This is a genomic window from Psychrobacter sp. BF1, from assembly GCF_019279065.1.
Classification (GTDB): Bacteria; Pseudomonadota; Gammaproteobacteria; order Pseudomonadales; family Moraxellaceae; genus Psychrobacter; species Psychrobacter urativorans.
In genome coordinates this window covers 13,017-28,765 of sequence record NZ_JAGYWV010000010.1, presented here as the reverse complement: position 1 = coordinate 28,765, position 15,749 = coordinate 13,017, and the positions used below count along the sequence as shown (strand labels likewise).

Here is a 15,749-nt window from a genome sequence, read left to right as displayed (position 1 = left end):
TACTCATAACCCTGCCTCCTTCATACTGTCAGCGCTTTGAATATTCTTATCTACTAAACGCATAAATAGCTCTTCTAAGCGGTTTGATTTGTTACGCATACTGGCCACTGAAATATTTAGGTCAGTGAGTTGCTCAAATACACAGTTAAGACTCTCGCCTTCACTTAAGGTGACTTCTACTGTCAGCTCGTCAGGCTGGGTAATCGCCGTGACTTTATCGATTACTAGCGGCTGATGAAGGGGCTGCTCTAAGTCTAATACAAAGGTCTCAACCGATAGCTGGCCAAGCAAATCTTTCATCTCAGTATTAATACGGATTTCACCATGATCTAAAATAGCGATGCGCTTACACAGCTGTTCAGCTTCCTCTAAATAGTGAGTCGTCAGAATGATAGTAGTGTTCTCTTCGACGTTGATCTGTTGCATAAACTCCCACATTGAACGGCGCAGCTCAATATCTACCCCAGCCGTGGGCTCATCAAGAATCAACAGCTTAGGTTTGTGAATCAGCGCTCGAGCAATCATCAAGCGTCGTTTCATACCGCCAGATAGCTCGCGGGACTTACTGTTGCGCTTGTCCCATAGACCTAAGGCTTTAAGCAGACGCTCAGCACGTGGCTTAGCTTCTTTAGCAGGGATGCCAAAATAACCCGCTTGGGTGATAATAATATCTTCTACTTTTTCAAACATATTGAAATTGAACTCTTGCGGCACTATACCTAGATACTGCTTGGCAATAGACGGGTTCTCTAACAAGTCGATACCGAATATCTTCACGCTACCGGCAGTTGGCTTAAACAGTGAGCTGATGATACCAATCATCGTTGACTTACCAGCACCATTAGGTCCTAATAAGGCAAAAAACCCACCTTGAGGGACGACTAGGCTCACGTCTTTCAACGCTGAAAAGCCATTATCGTAAGTTTTGGATAAATGCTCGATGGCAAGTGCAGGTACTTCAGACATGAAGGCCTCTTTGTTATATATTTAAGAATGATTAAAAACGTATCTAAGGCCTTAATGTGAGGCTAGTTACAATCGATTTCAACTGCCTACGCCTATAACGATGAGATAAGAGTAACTTATCGACTATTTACAGTCACTAAACAATAGATTGGAGCAATATATTCAAGCAATAGCTTGGAGTAAATCGCACAAATAAAAAAGCACCTACTTTAGCTAATAAAGTAGGTGCTCTATAAACTCAATAGTATTGCTAGCCGTTAGCTGGCTTCACCAACCATATAATCAACAGCGTTTTGTACTTCTTCATCAGGGATATCAGCCCCGCCTTTAGCAGGCATAGCGTTATAACCATTGATTGCATGAGTGTATAGCGTCTCTTTACCTTGTGCTATACGAGGTCCCCAAGCACCAGCATCACCTAGTTTAGGTGAGCCTAACAAACCTGTTGCATGGCAAGTATGACAGACGGCATTATAAACAGCACCACCGTCGCGAGGGCCATCACCAGCCGAGGGGCCAGAAGAACGTGCCGTTACATCACAAATCTCGCCATCTTCAAAACAAACCTGACCTACAGGCTGAATACGGGCAATTAGATTTGGATAAAGAGCAATAAGCTTCTGAACTTGTGGAGTATCTTGAGGAATAGGCTCCTCTTCAACAACCGCAGCAGCCATGGCAGGCTCAGCAGCAGCTGGATCTGCCGCGCCATCAGCTGCAGCAGCAGTATCTGTACTAGCAGTATCTGTACTAGCAGTATCTGTACTAGTAGTATCTGTACTAGTAGTATCCGCAGCAGCTTTAACTTCACCACCTACTGCTGCAGGAGCTTCAGCGGCCGTATCTTCTGCTACTGCAGAAATAGCTACAGGCTTATCTACAACTTCTTCAGCTTGGCTCACCGCGATACTAGCGATTCCTAGAATGGCAGCTGCCGATAACATCACTACTTTTCTCATTCGTCACGTTCTCTTATATCTTGTACAAATGGCTAGCACTTATTAAATATATTAATTAATATATATCAATTCTACTAGTACACTCGTAATCGGTGGTCATTAATAGTTATTTCCCCTATCATTATAAGGGAAAAGAGGGGTAAATTGCCATGCCTGTTTGCTGACTATAGTGTTTTTTCTAAAGAAACCTCAATAGCGAACTTTGTTGATTGGCTTTACAGCTTTTATTTGTTAGACTAAGCGGTCTTAATTTCAAGCCTAATGCGCTCGTAGCTCAGTTGGATAGAGTATCGGTCTCCGAAGCCGAGGGTCGTGGGTTCGATTCCCGCCGAGCGCACCAATCACCGTGTTTGTACATAACCTCGCATTACCTCCAAAGCCTTTATTCCTTTACCTTAAAAGGTTTATGTCTTTCAACATTACTTGCCATTACCTAGCAGCACCACTACAATGTTGTTAAAATAGTTGTTAAAAACCTTTAACATCTCATGGTGATGTCATGATTAAAAGAAAAGATTATCAACTGACTGATGCTGGCGTGAAAGCGATCGCCAAGCAACCGGTGCCAGATAAAATCACTCGTCATGGCGATGGTAATAACCTATACCTAATCCAACACACCAATGGCACATTATTTTGGCAAATGACCTATCGCTATCAATCTGATAAAGATATCAAGCCAAAACAAAAAACCTATCAAATTGGTGTTTATAAATCCTGCAAACAAAACGCTGATGCAGCATTCAAGCCTGAAATATCATTGAAGCAAGCGCGGCTGGCACGTGATAAAGCTAAAGCATTGCTTGCTGATGGTATTGATCCTACCGAACACAAAAGCCACTTAAAGAATAACTATGAACAAAGAGATTTGTTTAAAACCATAGCAAAAAGCTATCTAGACGAAAAATCAGAAACCACATCAAAGAACGTACAAAAGCTGCAAGGATTTTTGGATAATCATATTCTCAAACGTTTGGGCTCATACCCTATTGGCGCTATCACCGCGCAAGATGTGATTAAAACAGGGCTAGATATTCAAGCAGAGTTCGAGAAGCAAGGTAAATACACGTCAGAGACTGCTCATAAGTGTATGGGACTCATCAGCTCCATCTTTGAGCATGCTATCAATACTCTAGGGTATGACATTATCAACCTCGCCAGCGGACGTAATAAAGCTTTAAGACCTCACAAAGCCAAGCGCATGAAAGCCGTTGAGCAGCATCAATTCCCAGAACTGCTACGTAATATCGATAACTATATAGAGAAGCACCCGAACGGGCACCAGCAAACAGTGGCTGGCTTGCAGCTCATGACGCTTTGTTTTGTGAGAACTAAAGAGCTTAGGTTTTTTGAATGGTCAGAAATTGATTATCATAAAAGCGTCTGGCGTGTACCGGCACACAAGATGAAAATGCGACAAGACCATATCATCCCACTGTCACCGCAAGCAGTAGCTATTATCGAGCGTATGCGACCACTGACAGAACGAACAGGTTACGTATTCTACAACTTTGAGAGCGGTAAACCATATAGTGAAGTTTGGTTCAATCAAGCATTAAAACGAATGGGTTATACGGGCGACCCCTACCCCAAAATGACTGGCCATGGCTTTAGACAGCTTGCCAGCACAGGATTATATGAGTTGCAGTTCCCGGAGAACATCATTGAAATACAGCTTGCGCACCTTGAACAATCAAGCGTGAAAAAGCGTTATGACTTATCAGCGCATTTATTCGAGCGGCAAGTAATGATGAATCAATGGGCAGACTATTTAGACGACTTACGTGCTGGCAAGGCTATTAACTTTGAGTTGTTGACGCCTGATGAGGTATCAGAAGAAATACAGATTAGGAATAAACAAGCGACTGATATAGCTGTGCATGACAAGGACGCTCTGATAAAGAGCCTGAAAGCACAAGGGATATCAAAAGAAGTTTTAATGAAGCTTGCAGAGCAGCTTTAACAAATAACGTCAGTATTGGACTGACAAACCGAACTTGATAGCGTCAATCGCTATCGATACCAATTGCAAGGCTAGGGCTGATCCCCCGAACGACAGATATTCACACCCTTAAACTGTCACTGCCTTGCTCCTATTATGGTTAAGGGTGTAAGGGTGTGTACTGTGAGCTTAGTAGATCTAATAAAAAAAGAAGATGATGAATATATTAGTGTTAATGCATTCATTAAGTTGGTTTCTAATCATACTAAAGATAGTAATGACTTAGTCATTGAGTACATAGGTAAATTTTGTTTATCCGATCGCCATGACAGCATCAGTATTTATATCAAAAATTCTGGTAATGGGTATTCATTTGAGGGCAATATAAAATATTTAATATCTAAAAGTGACAAAACAGATAGTCATCGCTTTTATACCATGAGTGAGTTAGAGAAAAATGATGAGTTTCTAACATCTTATTTTCTGAAAGATGAGATTTTTAATGCTAGTTTTATAAAGAGCCTTAATCTAAATCCTAATAGCTATAAGAAGCCCTTTATTAACGTTGAGGATATCAACAACCCAGTTGATAAATGGCTTGCAGAAGATAATCGAAAATACATTTCTGCGCTTCAATATGTAAATAATCTAGGCAAAGGTATTGGTTCGGGAAAACCTTTGAAGGTAGTGCTTGAGTGCTTGATTCAAAATGTTTCATTCAATGAAGTTGAGCTTTATTTACATAAAGACCAAAAATACTTATTAGTTACAGAAGCCGATATTTTAGACTATAAAACCTCAATTGAAGTATTAGGAAATATTTACCATAGCCTAGACAGTAGTCAATTCGGTATAAATTTCACAGATGAAAACCTTAAAACTTTCATAGACTTTCACTTTAAATATGCAGACTTGCCAGACTTGAGTGATATAGATATTGATACGTTTGAACGAGGAGAGTCGAATCAAAGTGAAAGTCAATTACCTACCCCAAAGCTATCAGATAATAGTTCTGTAATTAGCAACCTGGGTGAAAACCAAAGGCTGTTAATAACCTATGCGTTCTTCACTGCATCAGATATGACTTGCTTGATCGTTGACGAGAACCCTGCTTACATTAATAACGACGCTAATTATCTAAGGCATCATCGCATGGTTTGTAATGCCATTGATGCCGGCTTCTTAGTCCCTAATGACACCGACCAAATTCCAGCTGAACAAGTTAAAACATGGCTAGCTAACCATAACTTTATTTACAAGGGCTTTAACGACAAACTATCGAATGATAATGACAAGGTGGGATTGCCAGCAGTAGGACACGTCATTAAAACCTATGATCAGCTTGTTGAGGAGCTGGCGACCGCTAATAATAGAATCAAGCAGCAAGATATACATATAAAAAGTCTTGAAGATAAGCTAATTCAACAATCAAATATAAAACCAACGCTTTTTTATGACTGGAAAGGGAGCAGTCAATATGATTACCCTCCCGAACTTCATTTAGCTTTAATCATATGGGAGAAGAGTTATATCTTGAATGAGATTGATAATCCTCATATAAAAGACCACTCCGATAGATTTGGTATTATTGCTGGAAAAATAGGACTAGATAAAACCATTCATGGTGCAGCATTAATTAGTAGGTTAAGTAAAATAACCAATCCACAAATCAACAAACAAAAAAAAGATGTTGAAAACTTTAAAATCATTAAAGGTTTAAATATCAAAGACTTAGATGACGATAACCCCCAAGAGTAACCCTTGACGGTGACCCGTTATTTAATGGGTTACCCCTTGCAGTAACCCCACTGAGAAAAGTTATATTCACCTCATAGCAGGGCATTACCGCCCATTACTTTCAACGCTAAGAGGTGAACTATCATGACGTTAGTCGATCAATATCTAAGAATGGCAGATCTTGCCAACCAGCCAGCGCGAGCCGCTAAGACCCACATCACAAAGTCAGGGCAAAAGCGCAACGTGACCGCCAAGCCTGCTACGCGCGGTATCACTGGCTTCTCTATTAAACACATCTATCATCTGATTAAAAACGACAAATTCCCGGCTCCTATAAAAATTGGAAATGCCAGCGTTTGGCGCTTATCTGAAATAAATCAATGGTTGGATAGTCATAGCCAAGCTACTACTAGTAGTGAGGCATAACCATGATCACTCCACGGCACATGCCCGTCAAATCTCAAAACGTTAAAGTCAAAGAACATATGCTGGCAGGTCATACTATTGACACTTGGCAAGCTTATAAGCTTTATACGATTACATGCTTAGCACAACGTATCTATGACTTGAAGAAAGCTGGAATACCTGTCGTAAGCAAAATGGTCACTAGAAACGGTAAGAGATTTAGCGTTTATTGGATAGAAGCTGAAGACCGTTCTTTGCTTACTACTGATGTGGGAGCAGTTAGTAATGACTAATAATACTAATACCCAGCTAAATACCCGCTGTTTAGCAAATTCGAGCCTTAATGACATGAATTCGAGTGTAAAGGTACAGAATTCGAGTCTTTATGCTACGAATTCGAGTTTTAACAGTAAAGTTATCAATATTGCCAATAAGATAAATAAAATCGTTAAAAACCTGTCTATTTTTGGTGCTAAAAAAACTGATGTAACAGGGGCGGTTACCCATTTATTGCATTTTAGCGGTAGTGAAAAACAAGGCTTTACAAGTGATGATAACAAGCGTTATCATGGTTGCACAACAGAACATTCAGCGTCAAATCCAAGGCGTCATTCATTGGATATTTTTATGCCTAAAACTTACCTGGTTAACACCCAGCAAGTTACCACGGGCATGAATAAGTTAGTTTTAAGATTTAAACGTTATACCTATGGCACTGGACACAGTGACGTAAGTTGTGACGGGATGAGTGAACCTAATAAAATACCCCTTTGGGGAAATAAGTTCCGCGGCCTGAATGTCGTTGTTGTAATCCCGTTTTACCCTTTTTTTACGATATACAACAAACACACTAAACATTCAGGAGGGCATTATCATGCCTAAATCTATCCGCACGACCTCAAACACTCAAAACACCCCTACACTAGCCACATTCAAAGCTGGTGATAGTGTTCTGTGTCCATCATTAAGCTTCACCTCGTTTGTACTGACAGCCGACCCATACGGCAAGCGTGACCTATTGGCACTTACTCACGATGGCAGCAACATCTACTACGATTATAAAGGCTATTTTGTTTCAGCATGCGATACAGAAACAGGTGACTATCAGCCGTCGCTATTCAAAAATACCGAAGCCAATCGCCACGCAGTTGCAACGCTATATAACGGAAGGTTTACCAACCAAACTAGCCAGCGCACAGTAATCGATACTACCGAAGCTGATGACGATGAGGTTATTTTAATACCATCAATCGAGCTATCGGACACCGCTTGTGATATTGGCGGGGCTATTGGCTTATTAAATGATATTGGCATGCTGTTATGGATGATCTATCAAGAGAAGATGACGCCAAGCCAAGCGGAATCAATGGCGCGCTTGTCACATGATTCTATTGACACATGGGCCGACTTACTTAGTAGTAGATTGAACACCATCAATAAATCATTGGCTCAAAGCACCTTTGGTAACGAGGTGGCAGCATGAGCATTAATAAGCTATCTAACGATTTGATAAATGCCAAAGAAGCTGAAATACAACGCCTGTCATGGTTTGACGCTTTATTCACCACCATCAAGAATGACCTTGAAAGTGGTGATACATACAAAGCTCAAAAACTTGCCGACCTCGGACAATATCTAGCACAAGACTTCCATCATTATTCAGAAGATGATTTGGCTGGTCTTAAGATAGAGCCGGAGGTGGCACTATGAAAAATAGCTACCCATCGAAGCAAAGCCGCCGTCATGCGAAGCGTAAAAGCTACTTCAAAAAGTACCGCGCTACTCGCCAGCCTTCCAAACAAGACATTAAGCAAATAAACAAGCAGGGAGGGAGCGATGACTACCCTACTGCATAAAATGAACGCTCACGAAAAAGCCCAAGCAATTAGCTCAGGCTTCTTGGAACTGATAAAAGCTTTAACACCTACCCCTCGGCAAGGGCTGGCAAGCAAGCGAACATCATTCAGATCAGTGATGAAACACCACACGAATGATGGTAGCACACCTGTCTGCGATATAACATCCGTTCAAGCAGCTAAATGCGATAAATCAAAAAGCTTATGGCCCGCTAATCGATGGAGGGCTGAGTAATGAGCGACGACAAACAGAAAAATGAATGTGAGGGCTTATACCAATCGCAGTGGTATAAATGCCCTAACAGTATGATTGACTGGGTGGCAGGATTAGAGCTTAAGCCTGGTGCATTGGTAGTAGCTATGACGATAATAAGGTACACAGTAGGTATGCGTGGCAAGAAATCAGCAGCAATCCCTACTGAAGTGTTCATGCGTGTGCTGGGTACAAACAGAGAGAAAACAGCTTATGAGCATGTTAGGCAAGCCGTGGAATCAGGTCTAGTGAAGGTAATAAAAAAACAAGGCTGTGTTAGCGTCTATTCAATCAATCAAGACTCTGACTTATGGCATAAAGCGCCAGTAGTGGCGGAAAGCGCCAGTAGTGGCGAAAAGTGCCACATAGGTAGTGGCGGAAAGCGCCATAAGGTGGGGGCGGAAAGCGCCACAGGAGTAGTGGCGGAAAGCGCCACACTTATAAAGAGAGATATTAATAAAGACATTCTTAAAGAGGAAAATGAATTAGAAGTTTTTGATAGGTCTTATGAGGTAGTTAAAAACCAATTGAAGATGGCAGGAATAATTCCAGTTGGTAAGCCAGTCAATGATGATGAATTAAAGCCAGAGATCTATAAATTTATTACCTGGTGTAATGAAAAAGGAATAGCTGAGCTACAGCGGTCCCGATCAGTTGTTAAGTGGTTTCAGAAGATGGATGCAGAAGACCGCAAACGTTTCTACACTTTCGCTGATGAAGACAACCGTTATTACATGGATTCTGTTAATGAGATTGAGGATGCTCAGGTATCAGACGAACGTGCAGAAGAAATTAGAGCTCAGCACGCTGATGCACTCATAGGGATGGGCTTCTGATGACACTACTTACTCAGCAGGAGCTGCACAGCATAGAAGTTGAGCAGCGCATCTTAGAAGTGATAATGACCCGTGATGAAGCTTATGACAAATATAGCGACTTTATCAGATTAGATTTGTTTTTTGCTGAACGACACAAAATAATTTATCGAGCTATTGTTAGCCTTAAAAAAACAGACCCAAAACAAGAGCTTGATCTTGTGCTAGTTAGTGACCGGTTGAAGCAGGTTAATAAATTAAAAGAAGCTGGCGGGGATGAATATCTGTCACAGATATTTAATACACCTCATGTAATGCTTTCATACAACCTAGATGAGCATATTAAGACGCTAGAGGACTTACGGTTAAGGCGTGAGATGTCAGATAAGTTAAGTATTGCCGTTCACTCACTAAGCGATAGAGAGAACGATGCCTTAGATGTATTGCATAACTGCGTAGATAGTATGGTCAATGTATCGACTGGTCATGTTGAGAGCAAAACGCAAAATATGACCAGCTTGTTACATGCAGTCATAGATCAGGTCGAATATATTAAAAAGCATGGCGTGACATTCATGCGTACAGGCTATGACGACTTAGATAAATCAGTCATGGCAGACGTAGGTAATCAATGGGTTATAGCTGGGCGTCCAACAATGGGTAAAACCATACTTGCTGAAAACATCACTAGGTTTATCACGAAAACTACTGGTAAAGCAGGTGTTGTCTTTAGTTTAGAAATGAAAGCCTCTGATATGGCAATACGTATGCTTAGTGCTGAGGGTTCTATACCAGTACAGGCACTTAAGAAAGAAAAGATTAGTGAAGATAATTATGCAAGATTCTACGCAACCACAGCAATCATTCAGGGGCTAAACATACACGTCAATGACGACAGATCAATAACGCTAGCAGGCATCAAGACAGAGCTTGCCCGCATTTATAGAAATCATGGCGAAATAGGTGTGGTTATGGTCGACTACATTCAAATCATGAAAGAAGTTATTGAGGCTGGTGGAGAGTTACGGACAAAGATTGCTGAGATTAGTAGAGCCTTACGAGCAGTTGCTCAGCAATACAACTGCCTAATGATTCTGCTGTCTCAGGTCAACCGCCAATGTGAATCAAGACCTGATAAGCGCCCTCATATGGGTGACCTGAAGGATTCCTCAGCGTTAGAGCAAGATGCAGATATTATCACCATGGTTTATAGGCATGATAAGTATGAAAAAGACGTAAGCAAGCATACCAACGTAGTAGAGGTCATCGTGGCTAAAAACCGTAATGGCAGTGATGGAACGGTGAGACTTGCTTTTGAAGGTCAATACAGCCGCTTTAGTAATCTAACAACATACAACTCTGGCGATGAAATACCGCCTTATAGGAGTAATCACTGATGATTATCAAGAAAGAAGCAATTAATGATGTAGTAGCTAAAAGCTTTTGTACTGGGTTTTCAGAGCTCGACAAATTAATGAGGGTTGCTGCTGGCAACGTAGTTATTATCGCAGGTCGCCCATTAATGGGTAAAAGTGCTTTAAATCTAAATATCCTGACTAATATTGCCAAATTCAGAGAAGGTGAAGCAGTATTCTTTAGTGCAGAAATGTCATCGAATCAAGTCATGGACAGGCTGGCAAGTGCTGAAACTAGCGTTAATCTTACGTCTATCAGAAAAGGAGATTTAAGTACCGATGATTGGGCCCGGATGCAGCGGTTTATCTCAGAAGAGAAAAACATACCTTTGACTATCGTTGGCAACAGTAATCTTAATATCGATGAAATGCGCACTCAGTTAAACAGAATAAAGCGTGAGACGGGAGGTAAGCTATCGGCTATTGGTGCCGATTACCTGCAGCTAATGGAAGGCGTTATCGGACAGTACAATGTTGATAATGTTAGTACCATTATTCGCACGCTAAAAGCATTAGGTCATGAGTTTGGCTGTCCCGTGTTCTTACTGTCCCAGTTGAGCCGCGACGTTGAGAATCGTCCTAATAAGCGCCCTATTATGTCGGATTTACGCGACTCAGGCGCGATTGAGCATGACGCTGACATTATCACGATGATTTACCGTAATGATCACTACGAGCAAAGAGAGAATGGCGGTAGCGCTAAGCTCGACGGTATGGCAGAAATCATCATTCTTAAAAATACAAACGGATCGACTGGAACCGTAAGGCTAGGTTTTGAAGGTAAATACGCGCGCTTCACCAATCACATGCCAGCGATGCATGATTTGGACGACGAGCCAAATTATGAAGAACAATGAGCAGTTGTGAATATTAATATATGGTAGCTCTCACCATAGAGCCTATTAATTAAAACAATAAAAAGCACCCATGTTGGTCGCATGAGTGCTTAAGCTGGCAAGTAACAGAGCTGTGTTATCGCATGTCTATTATACAACTTTTAAGGGTGATAGTATGCGCGTAACAAATAAACAGATGGTTTTAGATGCGATTATTGACTTGAATAATCAAGAGCAGTCAGTCACTCGTGAGACGTTATCGGGTTTGATTGACTTGTCGCTTGCTGTGATTGACGAAAAACTAACGTCATTAGTTAACGAGGGATTAATCTATCGTATTCAACGTGGTGTCTATGTACCAGTTGTCACTCATAATCAAGCACGTATCATCAGTAAGATAATTCTACCCTGTGGCACAGTTAAGATCGACATTGGTGATGACGTTTGGACATTAACGCCAAAAGAGGCAAGGATTATCGGTAGCTTAATGGTTGCTGACGCCATGCAGTATAGCAATATCGAGATAGGTCATCATGCAGCACTTACGACTGCTAAAATGGATTTACAAACTAAAGAGATGCGTCGAGATATTAAAGATCTGCAAGGGTTGCTGGCAAGTAGTAATCACGCATAATACTATATCTACCCTACTTCTTAACCTCAGATAGAGCTCATATAGACTATGCTATATCCACATCAGTACGTTCACCATCATGGTGAACGCCTAATAATCGCAACTTTAAGAGGTCCTTGCTGACACGTTACAACAGAAGGCAGTGTGCTGGTTAAATAAATTTGGTTATACAGCGTTATATAAGACACAATATACAACCGTATTGTTATATAATAAGACCAAAGAGAGATCTATCATATGTACGAATTAGTTTTTACTGATGAATTTAAGGGGTGGCTAGAGTCACTTACCGAAGCAGAGCAAGACGATGTGGTAGCCTCTTTAGTGGTTCTGCGCCAAGAAGGCCATCAACTTGGTAGACCCCATGCTGATACCGTTTATAGTAAAAAGATGACCAACTTAAAAGAGTTACGCATTCAACATGGTGGCAAACCATATCGTGCCTTCTTTGTCTTTGACCCAAGCAGACGTGCAATTATGTTATGCGGTGGAGATAAGACAGGCGATAAGCGTTTTTACAAGAAGATGATACCAATAGCAGAAAAGGTTTATAAGCAATACCTTGCAAGAAAAGACGACAAGGAGATTAAGAAATGAAAGGTCTTACCAGCTTAGATGACTACATGGCTGCAATGCCAGCCGAGAGACAGGCGCGTATTCACACTAAAGCCAAACGCCTAAATCAATCTATTCAACTAGGCAAACTTCGCCAACTGAATAAACTTAAACAGGTTGATGTGGCTAACCTGATGGGCGTATCGCAAGCCAGCATATCAAAAGTAGAAAGCGGCAAGGATATTCAACTATCAACACTGCAACAGTATGTTCATGCTTTAGGTGGTGAAGTTAGTATTACTGCAAAGATGCCAGGCGGTGAAGTCATACTGATGTGATGCCTTCACCCTCTAGGCGAACCCAAACCGATACCAAAAGGTGTACGTTAAGCGTATGCCTTTTTTTGTGGCTGGCGTGCTAATTCTTTAATAACCCATAAAGTAGCTTTTGCATGTCTGACCTTTATATTTAGGCTCAGTATAGAGGCACCCGCACGCGATAGAAATGCTAGCAGAAGCCATTGGGAAGGTCGTGCCCCTCGCATTGTCCAAAATACAAGATGAGCTGTCTTTGCTGGAGAACAACCCTTGCCCTGATCCTTGTTCAATATCTTGGTACAAACTTGGAAATGCTGTAGTACAAGACTTATAGATTGCAGAAAAGACTTGGGGGTTCTGCACGTCATCCATATCTGCAATGATACATTCAGCAAAATTACTAGGCCTACTGCAACCAGTCAGAGCCACAGCCAAAACAAGACCGAAAAATACTCTATTCATCATACACCCTCATCGATTATCCCTACATCACGCCACATATTGACCACCACAGCCAATCCTTATCATTAGTGGCTACCAAAGCCTATACTATCCTTTAAATAACTCTATGGGCGATTTAAGAACGACTATGAGTGACAGAACATAGACATATAATCGCGCAAATGCACCGCTATAAGGTTCGACTTCACGCACATCAGTGTAGTCAAATGCATACATACAAAGGCATTGGAGTCTGTAATGGGCGATAGATTGAAGGTAAATTGGGAAAAAGTTGAGCTTGCGTATCGTGCAAACGTTAAAACAGTCGCGCAAATAGCAAAAGAGGCTGGTCTTAAAGACAGTACGCTACGATCAAGAGCCAAACGCAAGGGTTGGTCGCGTGACCTTGGTAAGCGTATTAGATTAGAAGCGAATAGCATTGTTAATGCCAATGCTGTTAAGCGCGAAGTCGGACGCTTAGAGAGTATGGATAACGCCACCGTAGAGGAGAATGCCAAGCTTACAGCTAGCATTCGCATATCTCACCGTGAAGATATTGGTAAGGCACGCGCATTAACCATGATGTTACTTGATGACTTGAAAGCTCAGATCGGCACAGATAACCGCAAGCGCTTAGAAGACTTGTTTATCGCAGCATTAAAGGCTGGCGTGATAGATGAAAGTGCTCTCGAAGCATACGAGCGCGTCACTTCGGTATCTAATCATATGCGAACACTAAAAGACTTGGCAGACATCATGACCAAGTTTGTCGCGTTAGAACGCCAGGCTTATGGTCTTGATGATAAAGACAATTCACCAGTTGACGCGCTAACCAGCCTTCTACATAGCATTGCTAACAGCAACGGCAATGCCTTTGGCGTAGTGAAAGATGATCCTGCGTACGAGGTTGAGATAGATAACGTCGCAACTAATACGATAGGTGTTAAGGCTGATGTTTACTAATATGACAAAACTATCTGCCTCATTCATCGGTGTATTCTGATGGCGCAAAATTGCGTAGTGAGAATTTATCTGAGCAATACCGTTTAAGGGACTTTATCAGCACTGCTGTAAGGTTTTAGATATCACGCAATATTGCTCATAATGAACTCATAATCATTCAATTAGTGAGTAATATCATGTCTTTTGATTTTATGTCAGGCTTTAAGCCTTCTGAAGAAGAAAGAAAAAAACGTCGTGAACAATTCGACGACAACAAAGCGAAGATGGGGGTTGGTGCTAACACAGGTCAAGGTGGCTTGCTTGGTGCTGGCAAGTTAAATCAGCAAGTACAAGAAGCACAGATAGCGCCTACTCCAGCACAGACTCAAATGCAGGAAGCCTCGAGTAATGGAAGACAACAACGTGCTCAGGCTTTAGGGCAGATTGATATCAACAGACAAGAGCGGGATAAAACACAAGCTGCAGCGTTAGCGCAAGCTCGTGATGTGGCTCGTCTGCCTGTAAGAGAGCAAGCGCAAGCAGTACAGCAAATGAGAGCACAAGGGCAAGAGCGAGCCGGACTCGCGACAACTCCAGTGGCAGCAAAGCCGTCCCCAAACTTAGGGGTTGGTACTACATCGAACATGGTTGCCAATCAGCAAGCACGACGGCAAGTGGTCGCACCGCAGTTAGGCATAGTCAGTAATACCAATGCTAGCGTGGCAAGTAATAATAATGTGAGCGACAAGACGATAGCGGATGAAGCTGATGCGCTAAAACCTGTGTATAGCGACAGTCCTAAACTCGGTTTCGGTGCCAATAGTGTGCAGCGCGGCAATCCTGATAATAAATCATTTGGATTATCAGTGGATAACAATGCAGCAGTAGCGCAGCCGCTTGCACCAGCAATGGGTGGGGCTAATGGTGGCTTTGGTTTTAGTGTGATGCCACCACCTCGAAAAGCATATGGTGAAGATAGCCGTCGCGCCGCACTAGCAATGGATATTAAGCCATACAAAAACGGTATGGGACTGACTACCGGTCAAATCGCCCTTAAAAACTCAATCCTAAATGGTGATGATGAGAAGTACGCAAACGAGCAATACAAAACACAGATGAGTGCCGCGCAAAAACTAGCGCAAGAAGGCATGACACAGAGTGGTGAAAACTCACGCGCTGAGTTGAGCGAGCTCGGTGCGAATAGCCGTGCTAGCCAGCAGCTCGGTTTTGATGCAGATAAGTTCCGACAGACCGCGGCACAGGCCCAGCAAGAAAATAGCCTTAATAGCCGACGTTTAGATATGCAACAAGCTAATAATGATGTTGCCAATCACATGCCAAAGCAATTAAACGCTCTCTACGACAAGTATGCTGCCGCTGAAACAGAAGAGCAGAAGTCAGCGGTTTCCACCCAAATCCAAATGATCAAAGGCTCTAATGCTAATTCAGATAAAGAGTATTGGACCAGTATCGGTGGTGGCGAAACCTTATCTGAAGATGGTTTGACGTCAACTAAAAACCCTGACGTACTTCTCAATAGAAATACTGGTGAGACTCGCTCCATTCCTTTAGAACCCATCGACTATGCCAACGATCCACGCGCTATAGCAATAAAAAACAACACCAGTCTCAGTAATGAAGAGCGTCGCAAACAACTTGAAGCATTGAGGTAGTCG

18 protein-coding genes and 1 tRNA gene are annotated in these 15,749 nt (G+C 42.0%); 16 read left to right on the top strand and 3 right to left on the bottom strand.

What is annotated here, in order from left to right:
- Positions 1-3: 3 nt before the first annotated feature.
- Positions 4-966, bottom strand: coding sequence for an ABC transporter ATP-binding protein (locus KZA12_RS11305; RefSeq protein ID WP_218690307.1), 963 nt, complete (start codon positions 964-966; stop codon positions 4-6).
- Between the two features lie 257 nt (positions 967-1,223).
- The gene (locus KZA12_RS11300; RefSeq protein WP_218690306.1) at positions 1,224-1,925 is read right to left on the bottom strand and encodes a cytochrome c5 family protein; all 702 of its coding nucleotides are present in this window, start codon (positions 1,923-1,925) and stop codon (positions 1,224-1,226) included.
- A 263-nt stretch (positions 1,926-2,188) separates the two neighbouring features.
- On the opposite strand from KZA12_RS11300, the gene KZA12_RS11295 reads away from it, so the two are divergent.
- The 14 genes from KZA12_RS11295 (at position 2,189) to KZA12_RS11230 (ending at position 12,711) form a co-directional block, all read left to right on the top strand.
- Positions 2,189-2,265 (top strand) — tRNA-Arg (locus tag KZA12_RS11295).
- Between the two features lie 159 nt (positions 2,266-2,424).
- The gene (locus KZA12_RS11290) at positions 2,425-3,888 is read left to right on the top strand and encodes a tyrosine-type recombinase/integrase (RefSeq protein WP_218690305.1); all 1,464 of its coding nucleotides are present in this window, start codon (positions 2,425-2,427) and stop codon (positions 3,886-3,888) included.
- 162 nt (positions 3,889-4,050) lie between these two features.
- Positions 4,051-5,625, top strand: coding sequence for a hypothetical protein (locus tag KZA12_RS11285; protein ID WP_218690304.1), 1,575 nt, complete (start codon positions 4,051-4,053; stop codon positions 5,623-5,625).
- A gap of 123 nt (positions 5,626-5,748) precedes the next feature.
- Complete coding sequence (locus KZA12_RS11280) at positions 5,749-6,030, top strand: AlpA family transcriptional regulator (protein WP_218690303.1); 282 nt, start codon at positions 5,749-5,751, stop codon at positions 6,028-6,030.
- Between the two features lie 2 nt (positions 6,031-6,032).
- A complete protein-coding gene (locus tag KZA12_RS11275) occupies positions 6,033-6,302 on the top strand; it encodes a helix-turn-helix domain-containing protein (RefSeq protein ID WP_218690302.1) in 270 nt (89 codons plus the stop codon).
- Positions 6,295-6,891: a hypothetical protein gene (locus KZA12_RS11270; protein ID WP_218690301.1), complete on the top strand. Its 597-nt coding sequence runs from the start codon at positions 6,295-6,297 to the stop codon at positions 6,889-6,891. Before KZA12_RS11275 ends, KZA12_RS11270 begins: the two co-directional genes overlap by 8 nt.
- The gene (locus KZA12_RS11265; RefSeq protein WP_218690300.1) at positions 6,884-7,492 is read left to right on the top strand and encodes a hypothetical protein; all 609 of its coding nucleotides are present in this window, start codon (positions 6,884-6,886) and stop codon (positions 7,490-7,492) included. The genes KZA12_RS11270 and KZA12_RS11265 overlap by 8 nt, the downstream gene beginning before the upstream one ends.
- Entirely contained in the window at positions 7,489-7,719 is a 231-nt protein-coding gene (locus KZA12_RS11260) for a hypothetical protein (protein WP_218690299.1), read from the top strand. Before KZA12_RS11265 ends, KZA12_RS11260 begins: the two co-directional genes overlap by 4 nt.
- A gap of 380 nt (positions 7,720-8,099) precedes the next feature.
- Entirely contained in the window at positions 8,100-8,954 is an 855-nt protein-coding gene (locus KZA12_RS11255) for a hypothetical protein (protein ID WP_218690298.1), read from the top strand.
- On the top strand, positions 8,954-10,330 hold the full coding sequence (locus tag KZA12_RS11250) for a DnaB-like helicase C-terminal domain-containing protein (protein WP_218690297.1): 1,377 nt from the start codon (positions 8,954-8,956) through the stop codon (positions 10,328-10,330). The genes KZA12_RS11255 and KZA12_RS11250 overlap by 1 nt, the downstream gene beginning before the upstream one ends.
- A complete protein-coding gene (locus tag KZA12_RS11245) occupies positions 10,330-11,205 on the top strand; it encodes a DnaB-like helicase C-terminal domain-containing protein (protein ID WP_218690296.1) in 876 nt (291 codons plus the stop codon). The genes KZA12_RS11250 and KZA12_RS11245 overlap by 1 nt, the downstream gene beginning before the upstream one ends.
- A 154-nt stretch (positions 11,206-11,359) precedes the next feature.
- Positions 11,360-11,818 (top strand): hypothetical protein, encoded by a 459-nt coding sequence (locus KZA12_RS11240; protein ID WP_218690295.1) that lies wholly within the window; start codon positions 11,360-11,362, stop codon positions 11,816-11,818.
- A gap of 237 nt (positions 11,819-12,055) precedes the next feature.
- A complete protein-coding gene (locus KZA12_RS11235) occupies positions 12,056-12,415 on the top strand; it encodes a type II toxin-antitoxin system RelE/ParE family toxin (RefSeq protein ID WP_218690294.1) in 360 nt (119 codons plus the stop codon).
- The gene (locus KZA12_RS11230) at positions 12,412-12,711 is read left to right on the top strand and encodes a helix-turn-helix domain-containing protein (RefSeq protein WP_218690293.1); all 300 of its coding nucleotides are present in this window, start codon (positions 12,412-12,414) and stop codon (positions 12,709-12,711) included. Before KZA12_RS11235 ends, KZA12_RS11230 begins: the two co-directional genes overlap by 4 nt.
- Before the next feature lie 87 nt (positions 12,712-12,798).
- On the opposite strand, the gene KZA12_RS11225 is transcribed toward KZA12_RS11230, so the two are convergent.
- Positions 12,799-13,155, bottom strand: coding sequence for a lipoprotein (locus tag KZA12_RS11225; protein ID WP_218690292.1), 357 nt, complete (start codon positions 13,153-13,155; stop codon positions 12,799-12,801).
- A gap of 234 nt (positions 13,156-13,389) precedes the next feature.
- Here KZA12_RS11225 and KZA12_RS11220 point away from each other — a divergent pair, with 234 nt between their 5' ends.
- Positions 13,390-14,094 carry a hypothetical protein gene (locus KZA12_RS11220; protein WP_218690291.1) on the top strand — a complete coding sequence of 235 codons (705 nt, stop codon included), beginning with the start codon at positions 13,390-13,392 and terminating at the stop codon, positions 14,092-14,094.
- A 176-nt stretch (positions 14,095-14,270) separates the two neighbouring features.
- Positions 14,271-15,746, top strand: a complete 1,476-nt coding sequence (locus KZA12_RS11215; RefSeq protein WP_218690290.1) for a hypothetical protein — start codon at positions 14,271-14,273, stop codon at positions 15,744-15,746.
- Positions 15,747-15,749: the final 3 nt, after the last annotated feature.

What these genes read in the sequence shown, in the direction of transcription:
- KZA12_RS11305 (WP_218690307.1), bottom strand. Translation starts at nt 966, where the DNA reads ATGTCTGAAGTACCTGCACTTGCCATCGAGCATTTATCCAAAACTTAC.
- KZA12_RS11300 (WP_218690306.1), bottom strand. Translation starts at nt 1,925, where the DNA reads ATGAGAAAAGTAGTGATGTTATCGGCAGCTGCCATTCTAGGAATCGCT.
- KZA12_RS11290 (WP_218690305.1), top strand. Translation starts at nt 2,425, where the DNA reads ATGATTAAAAGAAAAGATTATCAACTGACTGATGCTGGCGTGAAAGCG.
- KZA12_RS11280 (WP_218690303.1), top strand. Translation starts at nt 5,749, where the DNA reads ATGACGTTAGTCGATCAATATCTAAGAATGGCAGATCTTGCCAACCAG.
- KZA12_RS11275 (WP_218690302.1), top strand. Translation starts at nt 6,033, where the DNA reads ATGATCACTCCACGGCACATGCCCGTCAAATCTCAAAACGTTAAAGTC.
- KZA12_RS11270 (WP_218690301.1), top strand. Translation starts at nt 6,295, where the DNA reads ATGACTAATAATACTAATACCCAGCTAAATACCCGCTGTTTAGCAAAT.
- KZA12_RS11265 (WP_218690300.1), top strand. Translation starts at nt 6,884, where the DNA reads ATGCCTAAATCTATCCGCACGACCTCAAACACTCAAAACACCCCTACA.
- KZA12_RS11260 (WP_218690299.1), top strand. Translation starts at nt 7,489, where the DNA reads ATGAGCATTAATAAGCTATCTAACGATTTGATAAATGCCAAAGAAGCT.
- KZA12_RS11255 (WP_218690298.1), top strand. Translation starts at nt 8,100, where the DNA reads ATGAGCGACGACAAACAGAAAAATGAATGTGAGGGCTTATACCAATCG.
- KZA12_RS11250 (WP_218690297.1), top strand. Translation starts at nt 8,954, where the DNA reads ATGACACTACTTACTCAGCAGGAGCTGCACAGCATAGAAGTTGAGCAG.
- KZA12_RS11245 (WP_218690296.1), top strand. Translation starts at nt 10,330, where the DNA reads ATGATTATCAAGAAAGAAGCAATTAATGATGTAGTAGCTAAAAGCTTT.
- KZA12_RS11240 (WP_218690295.1), top strand. Translation starts at nt 11,360, where the DNA reads ATGCGCGTAACAAATAAACAGATGGTTTTAGATGCGATTATTGACTTG.
- KZA12_RS11235 (WP_218690294.1), top strand. Translation starts at nt 12,056, where the DNA reads ATGTACGAATTAGTTTTTACTGATGAATTTAAGGGGTGGCTAGAGTCA.
- KZA12_RS11230 (WP_218690293.1), top strand. Translation starts at nt 12,412, where the DNA reads ATGAAAGGTCTTACCAGCTTAGATGACTACATGGCTGCAATGCCAGCC.
- KZA12_RS11225 (WP_218690292.1), bottom strand. Translation starts at nt 13,155, where the DNA reads ATGATGAATAGAGTATTTTTCGGTCTTGTTTTGGCTGTGGCTCTGACT.
- KZA12_RS11220 (WP_218690291.1), top strand. Translation starts at nt 13,390, where the DNA reads ATGGGCGATAGATTGAAGGTAAATTGGGAAAAAGTTGAGCTTGCGTAT.
- KZA12_RS11215 (WP_218690290.1), top strand. Translation starts at nt 14,271, where the DNA reads ATGTCTTTTGATTTTATGTCAGGCTTTAAGCCTTCTGAAGAAGAAAGA.